The following is a 15,632-nucleotide window of genomic DNA, read 5'->3' on the forward strand; positions in this document are numbered from 1 at the left end:
GCCTGGCGGAGACGGGTGGCGCCTCCAGGCCGGGTGCGTGCGGGCCCGTTCGGGCCCGCACGGCGGTCACGCGAGTTCGGCGCTGAGCGTCGCGATCTTGTCCGGGCGGAAGCCCGACCAGTGGTCGTCGTCGGTCACGACGACCGGGGCCTGCAGGTAGCCGAGGCTCTTGACGTGTTCGAGGGCTGCCTCGTCCGTGGAGACGTCGTGCACCTCGTACTGGATGCCCTTGTTGTCGAGGGCTCGGTACGTCGCGGTGCACTGGACGCAGGACGGCTTGGTGTAGACGGTGACGGCCATGATCTCCCCTGTGTTCTCGGCCCGTCGAGCGGGTCGTTCAGTGGTGCTGGTGGTTGTACTGCTGTGGTGCTTCTGAAGCCTTCCGGGGCCCGCAGAGAGCGGGTGCGACCCGGTGACTCGATACTACATCTAGTGGCCGACACCGGGACCGACCACAAGAGAAAGTGTTACAGCCGTGTAGTTCTCCACAACGCCCTCCACAGTGTGAACAGTCGCGAGAGGCCCGTGATTCCGCCAGTCTGACCCCCGCCACCGACACTCCTCCACACCTTGTGGACACATCCCTCCACGCCTGTGGGCGGAACGCGATCGGCGTGTCGCGGAGTCCGGCGACGGACGGTGCACAGGAGCCGCTCGTGCACACCTCCCCGACCGGGGGACACGCCGTCCGTCCGGTCCGTACACTCCTCTTGTGAGTACGTACGGGCCCCTGCTGAAGACCCCTGGCGTCGGTCGCGTCATCGCCGCGCAGCTCACCGCCCGCTTCCCGTTCGGGATGCTCTCGCTCGCGTACCTGCTCCACGTCGAGCACGTCTTCGACTCGTACGGCGCGGCCGGCCTCGTCCTCGCGACGACCAGCATCGGGCAGGCGATCGCCGGGCCCCTCACCAGTCGGTGGATGGGCAGCTGGGGCATGCGTCCCGTGCTGATCCTGACGAGCATCGTCGCGCTCGCGAGCATGGGCGTCGTCGGCTTCGTGGTGATGCCGCTCTGGGGCTACGTCGTCGTCGGGTTCATCGGCGGCCTGGCGGTGCCCCCGGTCCAGCCGGCCGTGCGCACGATCTACCCGAAGATGGTGACGTCGGCGCAGCTCACACCGCTCTTCTCCCTCGACGCGAGCGCGCAGGAGCTCATCTGGGTCGCCGGACCGGTCATCACGACCTTCGTCGCGACGCAGATCGGCACCGTCGAGGCGATCGTCGTCGCGATGGCGTTCCTCGTCATCGGCGGCGTGTGGTTCATCGCCTCCCCCGAACTCGGCCGGGTGCGCATCCCGCGGTCGAAGCGGGCCTTCGGCGTCGTCCTGCGCCGCCCCTCGGTCGTCATCGCCACCCTCACCGGCCTGCTCCTCATCGGTGCCTGCGCCGCGGTCGAGGCCAGCGTCACGAGCGTCTTCGGCGAGGGCAGCCCGAACGCCGGCATCGTCCTGGCGGTCTTCGCGATCGGATCCCTGCTCGGCGGCCTCGCGTTCGGCCACCGCCCGATCTCACCGAACACCCTCTGGACCCGCATGGCGATCGTCTTCGTCGGTCTCGCCCTCGCAGTCGGCGGCACGGACTTCTGGTGGCTCTGCTTGGCACTCCTCGTGGCGGGTGCGGGCATCGCGCCGGCCCTCGCCGTGATGTTCGGCTCGGTGTCTGCGACGGTGAAGTTCTCCGACACCGCCGAGGCGTACGGCTGGATGGGCACCGGCCAGCTCATCGGCGCGGCCGGAGGTTCCGCGGTGGCCGGGTTCCTCATCGACCTGCACGGCCCCACCGGCGGGCTGATGGTCGGCGCGGGCATGGCGCTGGTCGGGGTGCTGCTCCCCCTGGCCGCGAAGCAGTGGCTGCCCGACCTGCGCGGCCGCGACGCGAGCCCGATCCCCGACACCGAGCCGGTCAACCTCCCGACGTAGGTCATCACGAAACGCGCACGTTCCGACACTGCGCGCGTCGATCAACGCGCGTGACGTCGATCACGTGGTGCGAGCAACGCCCGGGAGGCACGACGCACGCCCGCCACGATCGGCAGGATGGGTGCATGGTCACCTCCATCCCCCTCCGTGACGGCCGGAGCATCCCCGCCGTCGGCTTCGGCGTCTACAAGGTCGACGACGCCGAGGCCGCCGTCGCCGTCGGCACGGCACTCGACGCCGGGTACCGCCACGTCGACACCGCCGAGATGTACGGGAACGAGCGTGGCGTCGGGGAGGCGATCCGTGCCTCCAGGTTGGACCGTGACGACGTCTTCGTGACGACCAAGGTGTGGAACGACCACCAGGGTCGCGACGCGACCCTGCGCGCGTTCGACGCGAGCCTCGACCGCCTGGGGCTCGACGCCGTCGACCTCTACCTCATCCACTGGCCGGCAGCGGCCCGTGACCAGTACGTGGAGACGTGGCGCACGCTCGTCGAGCTGCGTGCGTCGGGTCGGGCGCGGAGCGTGGGTGTCTCGAACTTCCAGGTGCCGCACCTCGAGCGGATCATCGACGAGACGGGCGAGGTGCCCACGGTGAACCAGGTCGAACGGCACCCGTGGCTGCCGCAGCACGAGCTGATGGCGTTCCACGCCGAGCACGGCATCGTGACCGAGGCGTGGTCGCCGCTCGGCCGTGGGCGTCTCGTGGACGAACCGGTGCTCAGCGGGATCGCGGAGACGCACGGTGTGAGCGTCGCGCAGGTGCTCGTGCGGTGGAACGTGCAGCAGGGCGTGGTGGTGCTGCCGAAGTCGGTGACGCCCGAGCGGATCCGCTCGAACATCGACATCGACGATTTCGAGCTGACCGAGGACGACCTCGCGGCGATCGCGACGCTCGAGTCCGGGCAGCGGACCGGGTCGCACCCGGACTCGGTGTCGTAGGGCGGGCGGCCGAGGCGCCTCGCACGCCCCGGGTCAGGATCGGACAGCGAGTCGCAGGTGGAGCAACGGGTACGGCCGACCGGCCTCGTCCGTCTCGCTCCGACCGACGACCTCGAACCCTCGACGAGCGTAGAAGCGCAGGGCGGCGGAGTTGTGCTCGTTGACGTCGACCGTGGTGACACCGTGCTCCGTGATCGCGTGCTCGAGGAGCGCCGTTCCGACCCCGGTTCCGCGTTCTGTCGCCTCGATGAACAGCATCTCCAGGTTCCCGTCGAGGACGCCGGAGAACCCCACCGGCCGATCAGAGCGCTCCGCGACCGAGAGGACCACTCCTGGGAAGTAGTCCGACTCCAGGTGGCTCTCGATCTCGTCGCGGTGAGCCCGCGCGAGGAAGTCGTGGCTGACGTCCACGGCGCTGCGCCAGATCCCGACGAGTGACGGGTGTTCTGCAGAGCCGGTCGACGGCCGCAGCCTCAGAGGTGGCACGGTCGAGTTCCCTGATGAGGACATCCGCCCATGATCGCAGCGGGTGTCGGGAGCGTCACGTCGAGTGCCCCCGCTCGGCGGCCTCGGGGTACACCTTCACGAACCGACCGCGGGAGCGCGCCGTAGGTTCTACAGCATGACCGATCCTCAGCAGACTGCTCGCGAACACCTCCGGGCCGACGAGCAGCTGCTCTGGGCCGGCACGAGCGACCCGGCGAAGGTCTTCGCCCCACGCGACGCGTTCCTCGTGCCGTTCTCGCTCCTGTGGTGCGGGTTCGCGGTGTTCTGGGAGTCGCAGGCGGTCGACAGCGGGGCGCCGTGGTTCCCCGTGTTGTTCGGCGGCGTGTTCGTCGTGATCGGCCTCCACATCGTCGTCGGCCGGTTCCTCGTCAAGCGACACCGCAAGCGCACGACGACCTACGCGGTCACGAACCGGCGCGCGCTCATCCTCACGCCGAGGTCGACGCGTGAGGTCCCCGTCGGGCGGACGGATCGTTCGACGACCTGGGACCGCGAGCGACGCCACTGCACGGTCGAGTGGAACGAGGGCGACCGCTCGGACGTCCGCTCGCTGTCGATGGGCGGCGGCGTCGCACGGATCTACGCGAACACCGGGCTCGACGGGTTGTTCGGTCCGCAGTCGTTCGCGTTCTGGGACGTGCGTGACGGCGACGAGCTCGTCCGGTCGCTCGAGCTCGCCACCCGCTGAGGCTCGATCAGCCCTGCCGGTCCGCCTCGGACTGCCAGGGCAGGTTCAGGTCGCCCGGCTCCGGCTCGACGTCGCCGGCGTCGTCCGCTCCCCCGGTGCCGGGAGCCGCCACGATGCGGGACGGGTCGATGCCGTCCTCGCGGAGGTCGGCGTCGTCACGCTGCTGCGTCTGCGAAGCGACGGTCTCGCGCTCGCTCGACGGGCTGTAGGAGGTGTCCGCCGCGCGCTGGGCGCGGTCGTCGAGGCCGTCGGCGCCCTCGTGGTGCGCGGCGTCACGCAGCTCGTCGTTGCGGGCGCGGTCGTCGGACTCGTCGGGACCGGGGGCCTGGGGGATGCTGTCGCTCATGGTCTGCACAGTAGGCCGGTGGCCTCCGGCAACGGTTCGGTCACGACCGCCGTCGTCCGGTTCCCGTTGCCCTGGCCGCGCGGCGGCATCGCACTAGGGTCGTGGCGAGGGGGAACGACGTGGAACGCAGGACCAGGACGATCGTGGCGCTCGGGGCGACGGCGGTGGCAGCGATGACGATGCTCGTGCTGAGCAGCTGCTCGTTGTTCGGCGGGGACGACTCCGCGCCGGCACCGACGAGGACGGCCGCCGCGGGGCCCGACGGCGGCGGTTCCCGTACGGCGACACCGGCTCCCACCCCGAGCGCCACGCCGGTGCTCGCGCCGGGCAGCGTCGCCGCCGAGACCGACGTCGTCTCGAAGTCGGGTGAGACCAGCCTCCACGTCCGGATCGTGCAACGGGCGGACGGGCTGTTCGACGCTGAGCTGTCCGACTACCGGACCACCAACCCGCAGCCCATCGCCCTGCAGTTCCGCCACCGCCCGGCCGACTACGCCGACGGGTACGACACGGTGGTCCGGAGCCAGGTGCAGTGGAGCGGGACGTCGGCGCCTGCGACGGTACCGCTCGACGACGCGGGCAGGACACCGGACTACCTCTCCAGTGCGGTGCTGGTCCCGATGCCGAACGAGGACGGCTCCGAGTCCGACGACCGCCCGTGGGTCGGCTCGGTGCTGGCGGTCGGCAGCCTCGACTGGACACTCCCGAACCCGTACCCGGGCCTCCGGGTCACGGTCGGGAAGGCTCGGCCCGGCGCGTACGGCTGGGTGCGGGACAGCAACGGCACACCCACCTCCTACGGTGTGTCCCACGGCGACGAGCTGACGACCGTGACCGAACGCTTCGGCGTGACCCCCGCGCAGCTGCGCTGGCTGAACCCCTACCTCGAGACGCGCGGCGCCGAGGAGTGGTTGATCGAGGGCACGACACTCAACCTCGACCCCGCGAACCGCTGAGGTCACCGCCCTCCGTTACGGTGGTCCAGCACCCGCACCACCTGGAGGTCCCATCGTGACGATCGTCGCCGCCGCAGACGGCTCCGCCCTCGGCAACCCCGGCCCCGCCGGCTGGGCCTGGTACGTCGACGACGACCGGTGGGCGGCGGGCGGGTGGCCGAAGGCGACGAACAACCAGGGCGAACTCACCGCCGTGCTGCAGCTGCTCCGCGCCACGAAGGACACCGGCGAGCCGCTGCACATCCTGTGCGACAGCCAGTACGCGATCAAGGCCTGCACCGAATGGCTCGCGGGGTGGAAGCGGAAGGGCTGGCGGAAGGCCGACGGCAAGCCCGTGCTCAACGTTGAGATCATCAAGGAACTCGACGCCGAACTGCAGGGCCGGAAGGTCACCTTCGAGTGGGTCCGGGGTCACGTCGGGCACGAGATGAACGAGGCCGCGGACGTGCGGGCCCGGGGTGCGGCGACCGCGTACCAGAACGGCACCGACGTGCCGCACGGCCCGGGCTGGCCCGGCGTCGAGGTCACCGAGCCGGAGCCCCTGCCCGAGGCGACCCCGCCCGCGACCCTGTTCTGATGCGTCCGGTGCCGGACGGCAGGGCCGCGCGGTCCCTCGTCGAGTCTCGGCTCGACGACGGCGAGGAACTCCTGTGGGTCGGCGGGAGCGACCCGGCCCGCGTCTTCGTCGACGCCGATCGGTGGCTGATCCCGCTCAGCGTGCTGTTCTTGGCGGGCATCGCGGTCGCCGACGTCGCGGTGCTCCGGTCGGGCGCTGACCCCGTGACCGCCATCGTCCTCGTGGCGCTGTCGGTCGCTGCCGCGCACGTGCTCGCGGGCCGGTTCCTCGTGAAGCGGCACCGCAAGCGGACCGACGTCTACGCGGTCACCGACCGCCGTGTGCTCGTGGTGAACGAGCGTCGGGTGCGGGAGACATCCGCGAGCCGGACCGACTGGTACGTCGACCGCTCCGGCAGCCACGTCACCGTCGAGTGGGACGACTCCCGTCACCTCGACACGCTGTTCCCGGGCGGGAGCGAGGCGGTGCGGCAGTACGCGAACACCGGTCTCGACCTCACGCCCGGACGCGGGAACTTCGCGCTCTACGACGTTGCGGACGGCGAAGCCCTGCTCGCCGCCCTGCACCGGACCCGCAGCCGGTGAAGTCGAGTCGGTCGGTCAGGCTGCGCCGTCAGTAGGTCCCGTCCCGACGGTCCTGCCGGGTGATCTGCTCACCGGACGCCGGGTCGATCCCGCTCCGGGTGGTGGTCGTCGTGCGGCGTCCACCGAACGCCACCGCGAGACTGATGATGAGCAGGACGACGCCGGCGGCCATCAGGATGTAGCCGATCAAGCGGAGGTCGACCCCGGCGAGCTGGATGTTCAGGGCGAACGCCACGATGGCGCCGATCACGATCAGGGCGATGCTCGATCCGATGCGCATGGCGGTTCCTCTCGACGGTCCCGGCCGCCGGACGGGGCGGGCTGTCGTCGAAGGTACCCGGACGCCGGCGTGGGCGTTCCCACGGACTGCTCGGAGACGTCGCGCTGCCGGGCCACGGAAGCCGTCAGTCGACGTCCACCTCGGCCCACCCGTCGAATCGGCCGATCTCGGTCACCCGGACCACCGCCTCACCGGCCTCGTCGGACGCGTCGAGGTCGATCGTCGCCGAGAACCCGAAGTCCTTGTCGCCGGACGGGTCCGCGAAGATCTGCCGCGCCCGCCACGTCCGCCCGGCACCGTGCTCGTCGAGGACCAGGTACTGCATCGACCGCGCGTCCGCGTCGGTCCCGATCGAGTCGTGCGCCTCGTAGTACTCCTCGAGCACGTTGTCCCACGCCGATCGGTCGAACCCGCTGGTCGCGTCGAGCTGCCCGAGGCCGTCCGGGTCGTCGGCGGCGGCGAGCAGCACCCGCTGGAACAAGGCGTTGCGGACGAGCACCCGGAAGGCGCGGACGTTCCCGGTGAGGCGGGCGGGCTGCGGCGGCGCGATCTCGTCGTGCTCCGCCTCGGCGAGCGCGACGTCCCCGTTGAGCAGCGCCTCCCACTCGTCGACGAGCGAGTAGTCGGTCTGCTTGACGACCTCGCCGAGCCACTCGATGAGGTCGTCGAGCTCGGGGGTGCGCTGTTCCTCGGTGATGGTCTGGCGCATGGTGCGGTAGGCGTCGGAGAGGTACCGGAGGACGAGTCCCTCGGAGCGGGTGAGCTGGTAGAACCGCACGAAGTCGCCGAAGGTCATCGCCCGCTCGTACATGTCCCGGACGACGGCCTTGGGTGAGAGCGTGAAGTCGAGGACCCACGGCTGCTCGGCGGCGTAGGCCTCGTACGCGGCCGTCAGCAGTTCGTCGAGCGGCTTCGGCCAGGTGACCTCCTCGAGCAGCTCCATCCGCTCCTCGTACTCGATGCCCTCGCGCTTCATCCGCTCGACCTCTTCGCCGCGCTCCTTGAACTGCTGCTGCGCGAGGATCGCGCGCGGGTCGTCGAGCGTGGATTCGACGATCGAGACCATGTCCAGCGCGTACGTCGGCGAGGACGGGTCGAGCAGCTCGAACGCGGCGAGCGCGAACGGCGACAGCGGCTGGTTGAGCGCGAAGTTCGGCGCGACGTCGACGGTCAGCCGGTACTCGCCGTCGACCTTCTCGATGACCCGCGCGTTGATGAGGGTCCTGGCGATGACGAGGGCCCGCCGAGCCATCGCGAGCTGCCGGGCGCGCGGCTCGTGGTTGTCGAACACCAGGCTCCGCACCGACTCGAACGCCGATCCACCGCGGGCGACGACGGAGAGCACCATCGCGTGCGTGATCCGCATCCGCGACACCATCGGCTCGGGCTCGGCGGCGATCAGCTTCTCGAAGGAGGCCTGCCCCCAGGAGACGAACCCGTCGGGGGCCTTCTTCTTCTTGATCTTCCCCTTCTTCTTCGGGTCGTCGCCGGCCTTCGCGAGGGCGCGGGCGTTCTCGATCTCGTGCTCGGGCGCCTCCGCCACGACGTCGCCCTCGGTGTCGTACCCGGCGCGTCCGGCCCGGCCGGCGATCTGGTGGAACTCACGTGCCGACAGCTGCCGCATCCTCGAGCCGTCGAACTTCGTCAGGCCGGTGAGCAGCACCGATCGGATGGGGACGTTGATCCCGACGCCGAGGGTGTCGGTCCCGCAGATGACCGGCAGGAGCCCGCGCTGTGCGAGCTGTTCGACGAGCCGCCGGTACTTGGGGAGCATCCCGGCGTGGTGGACGCCGATGCCCGCGCGGATGAGCTTCGAGAGGGTCTGCCCGAAGCCGGCGCTGAACCGGAAGCCCGCGACCGCCTCCGCGATCTGGTCACGGCGTTCGCGTGACGCGACCTTCACCGACATGAGCGCCTGCGCACGCTCGAGCGCCGCGGCCTGCGCGAAGTGCACGATGTAGATCGGCGCCTTGCCCTCGTCGAGCAGCCGTTCGACCGTCTCCTGCACGGGCGTCATGACGTAGTCGTACGACAGCGGCACCGGCCGGGAGACACCGGTCACCCGCGCCGTCGGTCGTCCGGTGCGGCGGGACAGGTCGTCCGCGATGGTGGTGACGTCGCCGAGGGTCGCAGACATGAGGAGGAACTGGGCGCGTTCGAGCACGAGCAGCGGCACCTGCCACGCCCAGCCGCGGTCGGGGTCGCCGTAGAAGTGGAACTCGTCCATGACGACGACGTCCACCTCGGCGTCCGGCCCCTGGCGCAGCGCGAGGTTGGCGAGGATCTCCGCCGTGCAGCACACGATCGGCGCGTCACCGTTGACACTCGAGTCGCCCGTCACCATGCCGACGTTCTCCGCGCCGAACAGGTCGACGAGCTGGAAGAACTTCTCGGACACGAGGGCCTTGATCGGCGCCGTGTAGTAGCTCCGCTTGCCCTCGGCGAGCGCCGTGAAGTGTGCGCCGGCGGCGACCAGTGACTTGCCGGTGCCGGTCGGCGTCGAGAGGACGACGTTCGCTCCGGAGACGAGTTCGATGACCGCTTCGTCCTGCGCCGGGTAGAGCGGTCGGCCGCCCTCGGCGGCCCATGTGGCGAACGCCTCGTAGACGGCGTCCGGGTCGACGACACCGTCGACCGCCGCCGGCAGGGCGGCGACGAGCGGGGGCTGGGTGGTGACGTCGGTCATGCGTCCATCCTCCCAGGTGGGTGGTGACGACGAGACGGACTGGAGGCGCGGCGCGGGCCCGCCCTGCGCCTCCAGTCCGGATCGACCGAGCCGCAGACGCCACTTCATACGCGCGCATAGACTCGCGACATGCGCGAACTCGGCTTCCTCTCCTTCGTCCCGAACCACGGTGGCACCGCAGGTGCCGCGGCAGCGCTGGAGGACGGCTTGCGGCTCTTCACCGCGGCCGAGTCGTTCGGCTACGGCACCGGTTGGGTGCGCGGACGGCACTTCGAACCGTTCCTGACGAGCCCGATGACGTTCTTCGCAGCCGCGGCGCAGCGCACGTCGACGATCGGCTTCGGCACCGCGGTCCTCGGTATGCGGTACGAGGACCCGGTGCGACTGGCGGAGGACGCCAGCACCGTCGACCTCCTGAGCGGCGGCCGGGTGCAGCTCGGGATCAGCACCGGCATCGCCGGCTACGGGCCGATCCTCGACCCGGTGTTCGGCTCGGTCGAACGGAGCTTCCGCGACGAGGCCGAGGCTCGCGCCGCGCGACTCCTCGAGGTCCTGCAGGGTGAACCGCTCGGCACGGCGGGGACGGGCTACGAGAGCATCCCGGCCGGGGCGGACCTGACCCTGCAGCCGCTGAGCACCGGGCTGCGCGACCGGGTCTGGTGGGGCGGCGGCAGCATGGGCACGGCGGTCCGGACGGCCGAGAAGGGCCTGCTGCTGCACTGCTCGACGCTGAACACCGAGGACACGGGTGCGCCGTTCGCGGTGGCGCAGGCGGACCAGGTCGCGGCCTACCGGGAGCGCTTCGCGGAGCTCCACCCCGACCGGACGCCGAAGGTCGCCGTCGGTCGGATCGTCGTGCCGCTGCTCGACGATCACGACCGCGCGGTGCACGAGGAGTTCCTGACCGGGTACGCGGCGGGCATGGACGACGAGGGCCGCCCGCTCTCCGGACCGCCGTTCCGCTTCAGCACGGTGGTCCAGGGGTCCGTCGAGCAGATCACCGAGACGCTCCTCGCGGACCCGGCAGTGTCGGCGACGGACGAGCTCGTGATCACCCTGCCGGCGAACGGCGACGCGGCCGCGCACGAGCGCATCCTGCAGATCGTCGCCGAGCAGGTCGCCCCGGCGCTCCGAGCGGGCTGAGCCTGGCAGGTCGCGTCCGCACCCCGCGCTGGCTGGGACCGCACGACCGGATGGCATCCGGCGGGGCCCGCGACCGGGCTGGTGAGTTCCCCCGGGCCCCGAACCGGATGACCATCCCGTCCCTGATCCGTACGGGATGGTGGGTCCATAGTTGCACTTCGCCACGGCGTTGTCACACGGAGACTGCGGGATTCGGCGCGTCAAGGTGAACGTTCGTCATCGAATTCCGACATCGATTGCGGGCATGGCGGAGGCGGAACGACGAATGCGCCCCCGCGCAGAGCGTGGGGGCGCATCCTGGACACACCAGCGTCATCCGGGCTGACCGATCGGATCAGGAGATCGGCTCGCACACACGACGACGCCGTTGGTGGTGTGTACGCGACCGGTAACCAGCCGGAACGCGCGGATTCATGTTACTGAATGCACCGCGCGCCCGCGCGGAAACCGGATGTGATCACTGCTCCAGTTCGAGGGTCGTGGTGCCGGCCTCGTCCGTGACCGACGCCCCGACGTGCAGCGTGAAGGTCCCGGGCTCGTACGCCCACGCACCGTCCCAGTGCGCGAACGCACGGGCAGACACCTCGATCGACACCTCGGTGGAGGCGCCGGCGTCGAGGCGTACTGGGGCGAACCCCACGAGCCAGCGGACCGGCCGGTCGACCGCGGAGTCGGCCCGCGAGGCGTAGACCTGCACGACGTGCTTGCCGTGCCGGGCGCCGGTGTTCGTGACCGTCGCGGTGACGATCACGGCGTCGCCCTCGCGGACCGTCGGGGTCGCCGCGACACCGTCGATGGTCCAGGTCGTGTAGCCGAGGCCGTGACCGAACGGGTACGCCGGCTCGGTGCCGGCACGGAGCCACGCCCGGTAGCCGATGTGCACGCCCTCGTCGTAGGCGACCTTGCCGTCCACCGGGGTGACGTTCGACACGGGGACGTCCTCGAGCGTCGCAGGCCAGGTGGTGGGCAGGCGCCCGCCGGGCTCTGCGGCACCGGTGAGCACGTCGGCGAGGGCGTTGCCGTACTCCTGCCCGCCGAACCACGTCAGGAGGACCGCGGCGACGTCGTCCCGCCAGGGCATCTCGACCGGGGAGCCGGAGTTGACCACCACGACGGTGTTCGGGTTGGCGGCGGCCACGGCCCGGACGAGGTCGTCCTGGTGCCCGGGCAGCGCGAGGGAGTCGCGGTCGTAGCCCTCGGACTCGACCTTGCTGTTCGTGCCCACGACGACCACGGCGACGTCCGCGCCGGTCGCGGTCCTGACGGCTTCCTCGATCAGGACGGCCGGGTCCTCGTCGCTCGGCTCGGTGCCGAACTGGTACGCGAGGACGCCACCGAGCGTCTCGTCCTGGATGACGTCGTACTCGATGCGGATCGCGACCTGCTGGCCGGCCTCGACCTCGACCGGGACCGACCGCGCCGGCGGGTTGAGGAACGCGGCACCGAGCTGGTCGCCCTCGAAGCCGACCTCCTCGTCGAGGAGGAGCTCGCCGTCGATCCACATCCGGGAGTGTCCGGCCGCGCCGATGCCGATGCGGACGGTGCCGGTCGTCGGTGCGGTGTAGGTGGTGGTGATGTCGAGCCGGTCGGCCTCGCGGGTCGGGGCGTCGCCGCCGAACCAGAAGAGCGCGGTCGCCCGGCGGTCCTCGACGTACAGCTCGGCGCCGTCGCGGACGAACGCGACGCGGGCACCGGGCTCGCCGGTCGACGGGTTGGTGATGGTCGACAGCGGGAACTCGGCGATGCCCTCCTGCACGACCGCGCCGATCGCGTAGTCCACCGTCGCGCTCGGGAACGCGGCACGGATCCCCTCGACGGGCGTCACGACGTGCGACGGCACGACGGTCGCGGAGCCGCCGCCCTGACTGCGGGCCTGGTCGGCGTTGTGCCCGAGCAGCGCGACGCGAGACACCGCGCCCGCGTCGAGCGGCAGGATCCCGGTGTTGCGGACGAGGACGGTGCCCTCCGCCTCGGCCTCGCGGACGAACGCGACGCCGTCCTCGACGTGCGTGGGCTTCACGGCCACGGGCTCGAAGCCCTCGAGGGCGCCGACCCGGGCGGCGAGTACCAGGATGCGGCGGACCTTCCGGTCGATCGCGTCCATCGGCACGTCGCCGGACTCGACGGCCGACAGCAGCGGCCCCTCGCTCCACCACGGGTTCGGCCCGGGCATCGCGACGTCCTGCGACGCCTTCGCCGAGTCGACCGAGCGGACGCCGGTCCAGTCGGAGACGACGATGCCGTCGAAGCCCCACTCCGAGTTCAGCGGCGTCTCGAGCAGGTCGTGCTCCGACGCGGTCACCCCGTTGATCGAGTTGTAGGACGACATGATCGCCCATGCGTGCGCCTCGGTGACGGCCTTCTCGAACGCGAGCAGGTAGAGCTCGCGCAGGGCCCGGTCGGACACCTCGGTCGAGGCGGTGAAGCGGTCGGTCTCGTAGTCGTTGGCGATGTAGTGCTTCGGGGTCGCGGCGACGCCGTTCTCCTGCACGCCCTCGACGTAGCTGGCCGCGAGGTCGGCGGTGAGCACGGGGTCCTCGCTGAACGCCTCGAAGTGCCGGCCGCCGAGGGGCGAGCGGTGCAGGTTGATCGTCGGGCCGAGGACCACGTCGACGCCCTTGCGTCGGGCCTCGACGGCGGCGGCCGCGCCGTAGCGCTTGGCGATCGCCCGGTCCCAGCTCGCGGACAGCGCCGTGGCCGACGGTAGGTTCAGCGACGGGTCTCGCTCGTCCCACACCTCGCCGCGGACGCCCGAGGGGCCGTCCGACATGAGGATGCGGCGGAGCCCGATCTTCTCCACGGGCCAGGTGGTCCAGAAGTCACGTCCGGTGAGCAGCTGCACCTTCTCCTCGGTGGTCAGCTGGTCGACGAGCGCGTCGATGCGCTCGGCCAGCGGACTGGAGGCACGGGTCGTCTCGTTCACGATGGTCACGGTGGTCGGTCCTTTCGTGGGGGCGGGCGTCAGCGCACGCCGCGGATGCGGGAGACGGAGGCGATGCCGAGCAGGCCGACCACCGCTCCGGTGATGAAGAAGCCGCTGTAGCCGCCGGTGAGGGCGATCACGCCGGGGGCGGCGGCCGGGACGATCGACTGCGGGAGGGCCTGGGCGATGTTCACGACGCCGAGATCCTTCGCGTTGTCCTGGTCCGAGGGCAGCACGTCGGTGATGAGCGCGAGGTCGACCGCGTAGAAGACCCCCATGCCGGCGCCCATGACGAACTCGCCGACGAGCACCATCGACAGCGACGGGGCGAGCGCGATGAGCACGAGACCGACGACCCCGACGACACCGGCGACCGCGACGAAGAGCTTGCGGCGTCCGAGCCGGTCGGACAGCCAGCCGGCGACGAGCGAGGTCAGGACGATACCGACGACGTTCCACAGCGTGCCCTGGAAGACCGCGTTCGCGAGGTCCGCGTCACCCACCCCGATGTCGTCGCGGAGGAAGTACGTCAGGTAGGACACCGCCGTGTACTGCGCGGCCACCATCATGAAGCGGGTGAGCCAGGCCCAGCCGAGGTCCGGGTGCTTGACCGGGTTGAAGACGAACGACCCGAAGAGCTGCCCGACGCCGAGCTTCGACGTCGGCCGGTTCACGAGCACGCGGTCGCGGAAGAGCACGGCGTAGAGCACGACGAGCGCCGACCCGATCGCCCCGGGGACGATCATCTGCGTGGCCGAGGTCGAGAACAGCTGCACGAGGAAGGTGCCGCCGACGAGCGCCAGGTTCTGCGCCAGCCCGAGGAGCGCGGCGACGCGGCCGCGTTGCGAGCGGGTGACGTGGTCGGGCATGACCGCCGTGAGTGCGGCGATCGTCGCGTTGTACGCGATCTGCGCGACGCCCCAGGCGACCACGAGGACGACGACGGAGGACGTCGTCGCGACGACCACGAGGGCTGCGAAGCCGACCAGGGTGCCACCGATGATCCACGGACGGCGCATGCCGAGCCTCCCGGCGGTCCGGTCGCTCAGGCGACCGGCCAGGGGGTTGGCGACCATCGCCGCGAAGGCGCCGATGCCGAGTGCGGTGCCGAGCACGCCGGCCTGGTCCTGCGGCGCGATCTCGGCGACCTTGAGCGCCATCGCGACGAGCACGGGCGGCAGGAGGGCGATGAACAGGCCGAACATCGCGATCGGCATGCCGAGCGTGTACATCAGCGGGTTGCCGCGGCCGTGCGTGGGGGCGACTGCGGTCGGGGTGTCGGCCATGGTCAGGGCGTCGTTGGCCACTGGGTCCTTCTTCCGGGTACGCCACCAGCGCCGGTGACTCGCACGCCTTCCTCGGCGGCTGCGTCCACGGTAGCACCCAAAACCTACTTACGCTTGGTTTATCCGGTGCGCTGCGAGCGGTATCGTCACCGCATGGCACGACGGGGTTCGTACGCAAAGGGCATCGCGAAGCGCGAGGAGATCCTCTCGATCGCGCTCGACCTCGTCGCCGTGAACGGGTTCCGCCGCACCAGCATCAAGGACATCGCCGACGCGGTCGGGCTCACCCAGGCCGGGCTGCTGCACTACTTCGACTCCAAGGACGAGCTCTGGGTCGAGGTCCTCAAGCGCCGTGACGCGATCGACGACGCGCACGACTGGCAGGCGTCGGACCCGGCCCAGCTCCTCGCCGCCGTGGTGCGGCACAACGCCGAGGTCCCCGGGCTCGTGCAGATGTTCGTCAACCTGTCCGCTGCGGCCGCGACCGATCCGGAACACGCGGCGCACGACTACTTCCAGCAGCGCTACGAGAACGGCCGGACGACGATGGCCCGGCAGCTCCGCGAGATGCAGGACGCCGGACGCCTCCGAGCCGGCATCGACACCGAGGCCCTGGCGAGCATCATGCTCGCGGTGTCCGACGGCATGCAGATCCAGTGGCTGTACGACCCGTCGCGGGACATGGCCGCGCACGTCGAGCTCATCGCGCAGCTCGCGGTCACGCAAGCCGAGGCCGGGGTCACCCACTGACGAGCAGCGGATGCTGCGCACGCCGCGGCGTCGCTCACCGCGCG

Annotated in this window: 15 protein-coding genes; 8 read left to right on the top strand and 7 right to left on the bottom strand. The window is 70.9% G+C overall.

Annotation, left to right across the window (positions count from 1 at the left end; genetic code table 11):
- Positions 1 to 66: 66 nt before the first annotated feature.
- Positions 67 to 300 carry a glutaredoxin-like protein NrdH gene (nrdH, locus tag ABC270_RS16715; RefSeq protein WP_022904483.1) on the bottom strand — a complete coding sequence of 78 codons (234 nt, stop codon included), beginning with the start codon at positions 298 to 300 and terminating at the stop codon, positions 67 to 69.
- 412 nt (positions 301 to 712) lie between these two features.
- Between nrdH and ABC270_RS16720 the strand changes: the two genes are divergently transcribed.
- Both ABC270_RS16720 and ABC270_RS16725 read left to right on the top strand, forming a co-directional pair.
- Positions 713 to 1,918 (top strand): MFS transporter, encoded by a 1,206-nt coding sequence (locus tag ABC270_RS16720; protein ID WP_412881848.1) that lies wholly within the window; start codon positions 713 to 715, stop codon positions 1,916 to 1,918.
- A gap of 125 nt (positions 1,919 to 2,043) precedes the next feature.
- Positions 2,044 to 2,862 carry an aldo/keto reductase gene (locus ABC270_RS16725; RefSeq protein WP_412881849.1) on the top strand — a complete coding sequence of 273 codons (819 nt, stop codon included), beginning with the start codon at positions 2,044 to 2,046 and terminating at the stop codon, positions 2,860 to 2,862.
- A gap of 33 nt (positions 2,863 to 2,895) precedes the next feature.
- Here ABC270_RS16725 and ABC270_RS16730 read toward each other — a convergent pair whose 3' ends face one another.
- Positions 2,896 to 3,348: an acetyltransferase gene (locus ABC270_RS16730; RefSeq protein ID WP_412881850.1), complete on the bottom strand. Its 453-nt coding sequence runs from the start codon at positions 3,346 to 3,348 to the stop codon at positions 2,896 to 2,898.
- Positions 3,349 to 3,484: 136 nt separating this feature from the next.
- Between ABC270_RS16730 and ABC270_RS16735 the strand changes: the two genes are divergently transcribed.
- Positions 3,485 to 4,057 (top strand): hypothetical protein, encoded by a 573-nt coding sequence (locus tag ABC270_RS16735; RefSeq protein WP_412881851.1) that lies wholly within the window; start codon positions 3,485 to 3,487, stop codon positions 4,055 to 4,057.
- Positions 4,058 to 4,064: 7 nt separating this feature from the next.
- On the opposite strand, the gene ABC270_RS16740 is transcribed toward ABC270_RS16735, so the two are convergent.
- On the bottom strand, positions 4,065 to 4,403 hold the full coding sequence (locus ABC270_RS16740) for a hypothetical protein (protein ID WP_412881852.1): 339 nt from the start codon (positions 4,401 to 4,403) through the stop codon (positions 4,065 to 4,067).
- Between the two features lie 119 nt (positions 4,404 to 4,522).
- Between ABC270_RS16740 and ABC270_RS16745 the strand changes: the two genes are divergently transcribed.
- From ABC270_RS16745 to ABC270_RS16755, 3 genes are read left to right on the top strand one after another with little or no spacing between them, the layout of a single operon-like run.
- Positions 4,523 to 5,359 (top strand): hypothetical protein, encoded by an 837-nt coding sequence (locus ABC270_RS16745; protein ID WP_412881853.1) that lies wholly within the window; start codon positions 4,523 to 4,525, stop codon positions 5,357 to 5,359.
- 55 nt (positions 5,360 to 5,414) lie between these two features.
- Positions 5,415 to 5,936 (top strand): ribonuclease H family protein, encoded by a 522-nt coding sequence (locus ABC270_RS16750; RefSeq protein ID WP_290133825.1) that lies wholly within the window; start codon positions 5,415 to 5,417, stop codon positions 5,934 to 5,936.
- Positions 5,936 to 6,520 carry a hypothetical protein gene (locus tag ABC270_RS16755; RefSeq protein ID WP_412881854.1) on the top strand — a complete coding sequence of 195 codons (585 nt, stop codon included), beginning with the start codon at positions 5,936 to 5,938 and terminating at the stop codon, positions 6,518 to 6,520. Before ABC270_RS16750 ends, ABC270_RS16755 begins: the two co-directional genes overlap by 1 nt.
- A 28-nt stretch (positions 6,521 to 6,548) precedes the next feature.
- Here ABC270_RS16755 and ABC270_RS16760 read toward each other — a convergent pair whose 3' ends face one another.
- Positions 6,549 to 6,800 carry a DUF6458 family protein gene (locus ABC270_RS16760; RefSeq protein ID WP_412881855.1) on the bottom strand — a complete coding sequence of 84 codons (252 nt, stop codon included), beginning with the start codon at positions 6,798 to 6,800 and terminating at the stop codon, positions 6,549 to 6,551.
- Positions 6,801 to 6,924: 124 nt separating this feature from the next.
- Positions 6,925 to 9,486 carry a DEAD/DEAH box helicase gene (locus ABC270_RS16765; RefSeq protein WP_412881856.1) on the bottom strand — a complete coding sequence of 854 codons (2,562 nt, stop codon included), beginning with the start codon at positions 9,484 to 9,486 and terminating at the stop codon, positions 6,925 to 6,927.
- A gap of 129 nt (positions 9,487 to 9,615) precedes the next feature.
- Here ABC270_RS16765 and ABC270_RS16770 point away from each other — a divergent pair, with 129 nt between their 5' ends.
- The gene (locus tag ABC270_RS16770) at positions 9,616 to 10,629 is read left to right on the top strand and encodes an LLM class flavin-dependent oxidoreductase (RefSeq protein WP_412881857.1); all 1,014 of its coding nucleotides are present in this window, start codon (positions 9,616 to 9,618) and stop codon (positions 10,627 to 10,629) included.
- 457 nt (positions 10,630 to 11,086) lie between these two features.
- On the opposite strand, the gene ABC270_RS16775 is transcribed toward ABC270_RS16770, so the two are convergent.
- Together ABC270_RS16775 and ABC270_RS16780 are read right to left on the bottom strand one after the other, a co-directional pair.
- A complete protein-coding gene (locus ABC270_RS16775; RefSeq protein ID WP_412881858.1) occupies positions 11,087 to 13,561 on the bottom strand; it encodes a glycoside hydrolase family 3 protein in 2,475 nt (824 codons plus the stop codon).
- 29 nt (positions 13,562 to 13,590) lie between these two features.
- The gene (locus ABC270_RS16780) at positions 13,591 to 14,859 is read right to left on the bottom strand and encodes an MFS transporter (protein WP_412881859.1); all 1,269 of its coding nucleotides are present in this window, start codon (positions 14,857 to 14,859) and stop codon (positions 13,591 to 13,593) included.
- A gap of 132 nt (positions 14,860 to 14,991) precedes the next feature.
- On the opposite strand from ABC270_RS16780, the gene ABC270_RS16785 reads away from it, so the two are divergent.
- Positions 14,992 to 15,588 carry a TetR/AcrR family transcriptional regulator gene (locus ABC270_RS16785; RefSeq protein ID WP_412881860.1) on the top strand — a complete coding sequence of 199 codons (597 nt, stop codon included), beginning with the start codon at positions 14,992 to 14,994 and terminating at the stop codon, positions 15,586 to 15,588.
- Positions 15,589 to 15,632 lie beyond the last annotated feature (44 nt).

This window comes from Curtobacterium phoenicis (genome assembly GCF_047238015.1).
Taxonomy (GTDB): Bacteria; Actinomycetota; Actinomycetes; order Actinomycetales; family Microbacteriaceae; genus Curtobacterium.

Coding starts and splice junctions, on each gene's coding strand:
- nrdH (WP_022904483.1), bottom strand. CDS start 300: ATGGCCGTCACCGTCTACACCAAGCCGTCCTGCGTCCAGTGCACCGCG.
- ABC270_RS16725 (WP_412881849.1), top strand. CDS start 2,044: ATGGTCACCTCCATCCCCCTCCGTGACGGCCGGAGCATCCCCGCCGTC.
- ABC270_RS16735 (WP_412881851.1), top strand. CDS start 3,485: ATGACCGATCCTCAGCAGACTGCTCGCGAACACCTCCGGGCCGACGAG.
- ABC270_RS16740 (WP_412881852.1), bottom strand. CDS start 4,403: ATGAGCGACAGCATCCCCCAGGCCCCCGGTCCCGACGAGTCCGACGAC.
- ABC270_RS16755 (WP_412881854.1), top strand. CDS start 5,936: ATGCGTCCGGTGCCGGACGGCAGGGCCGCGCGGTCCCTCGTCGAGTCT.
- ABC270_RS16760 (WP_412881855.1), bottom strand. CDS start 6,800: ATGCGCATCGGATCGAGCATCGCCCTGATCGTGATCGGCGCCATCGTG.
- ABC270_RS16765 (WP_412881856.1), bottom strand. CDS start 9,486: ATGACCGACGTCACCACCCAGCCCCCGCTCGTCGCCGCCCTGCCGGCG.
- ABC270_RS16770 (WP_412881857.1), top strand. CDS start 9,616: ATGCGCGAACTCGGCTTCCTCTCCTTCGTCCCGAACCACGGTGGCACC.
- ABC270_RS16785 (WP_412881860.1), top strand. CDS start 14,992: ATGGCACGACGGGGTTCGTACGCAAAGGGCATCGCGAAGCGCGAGGAG.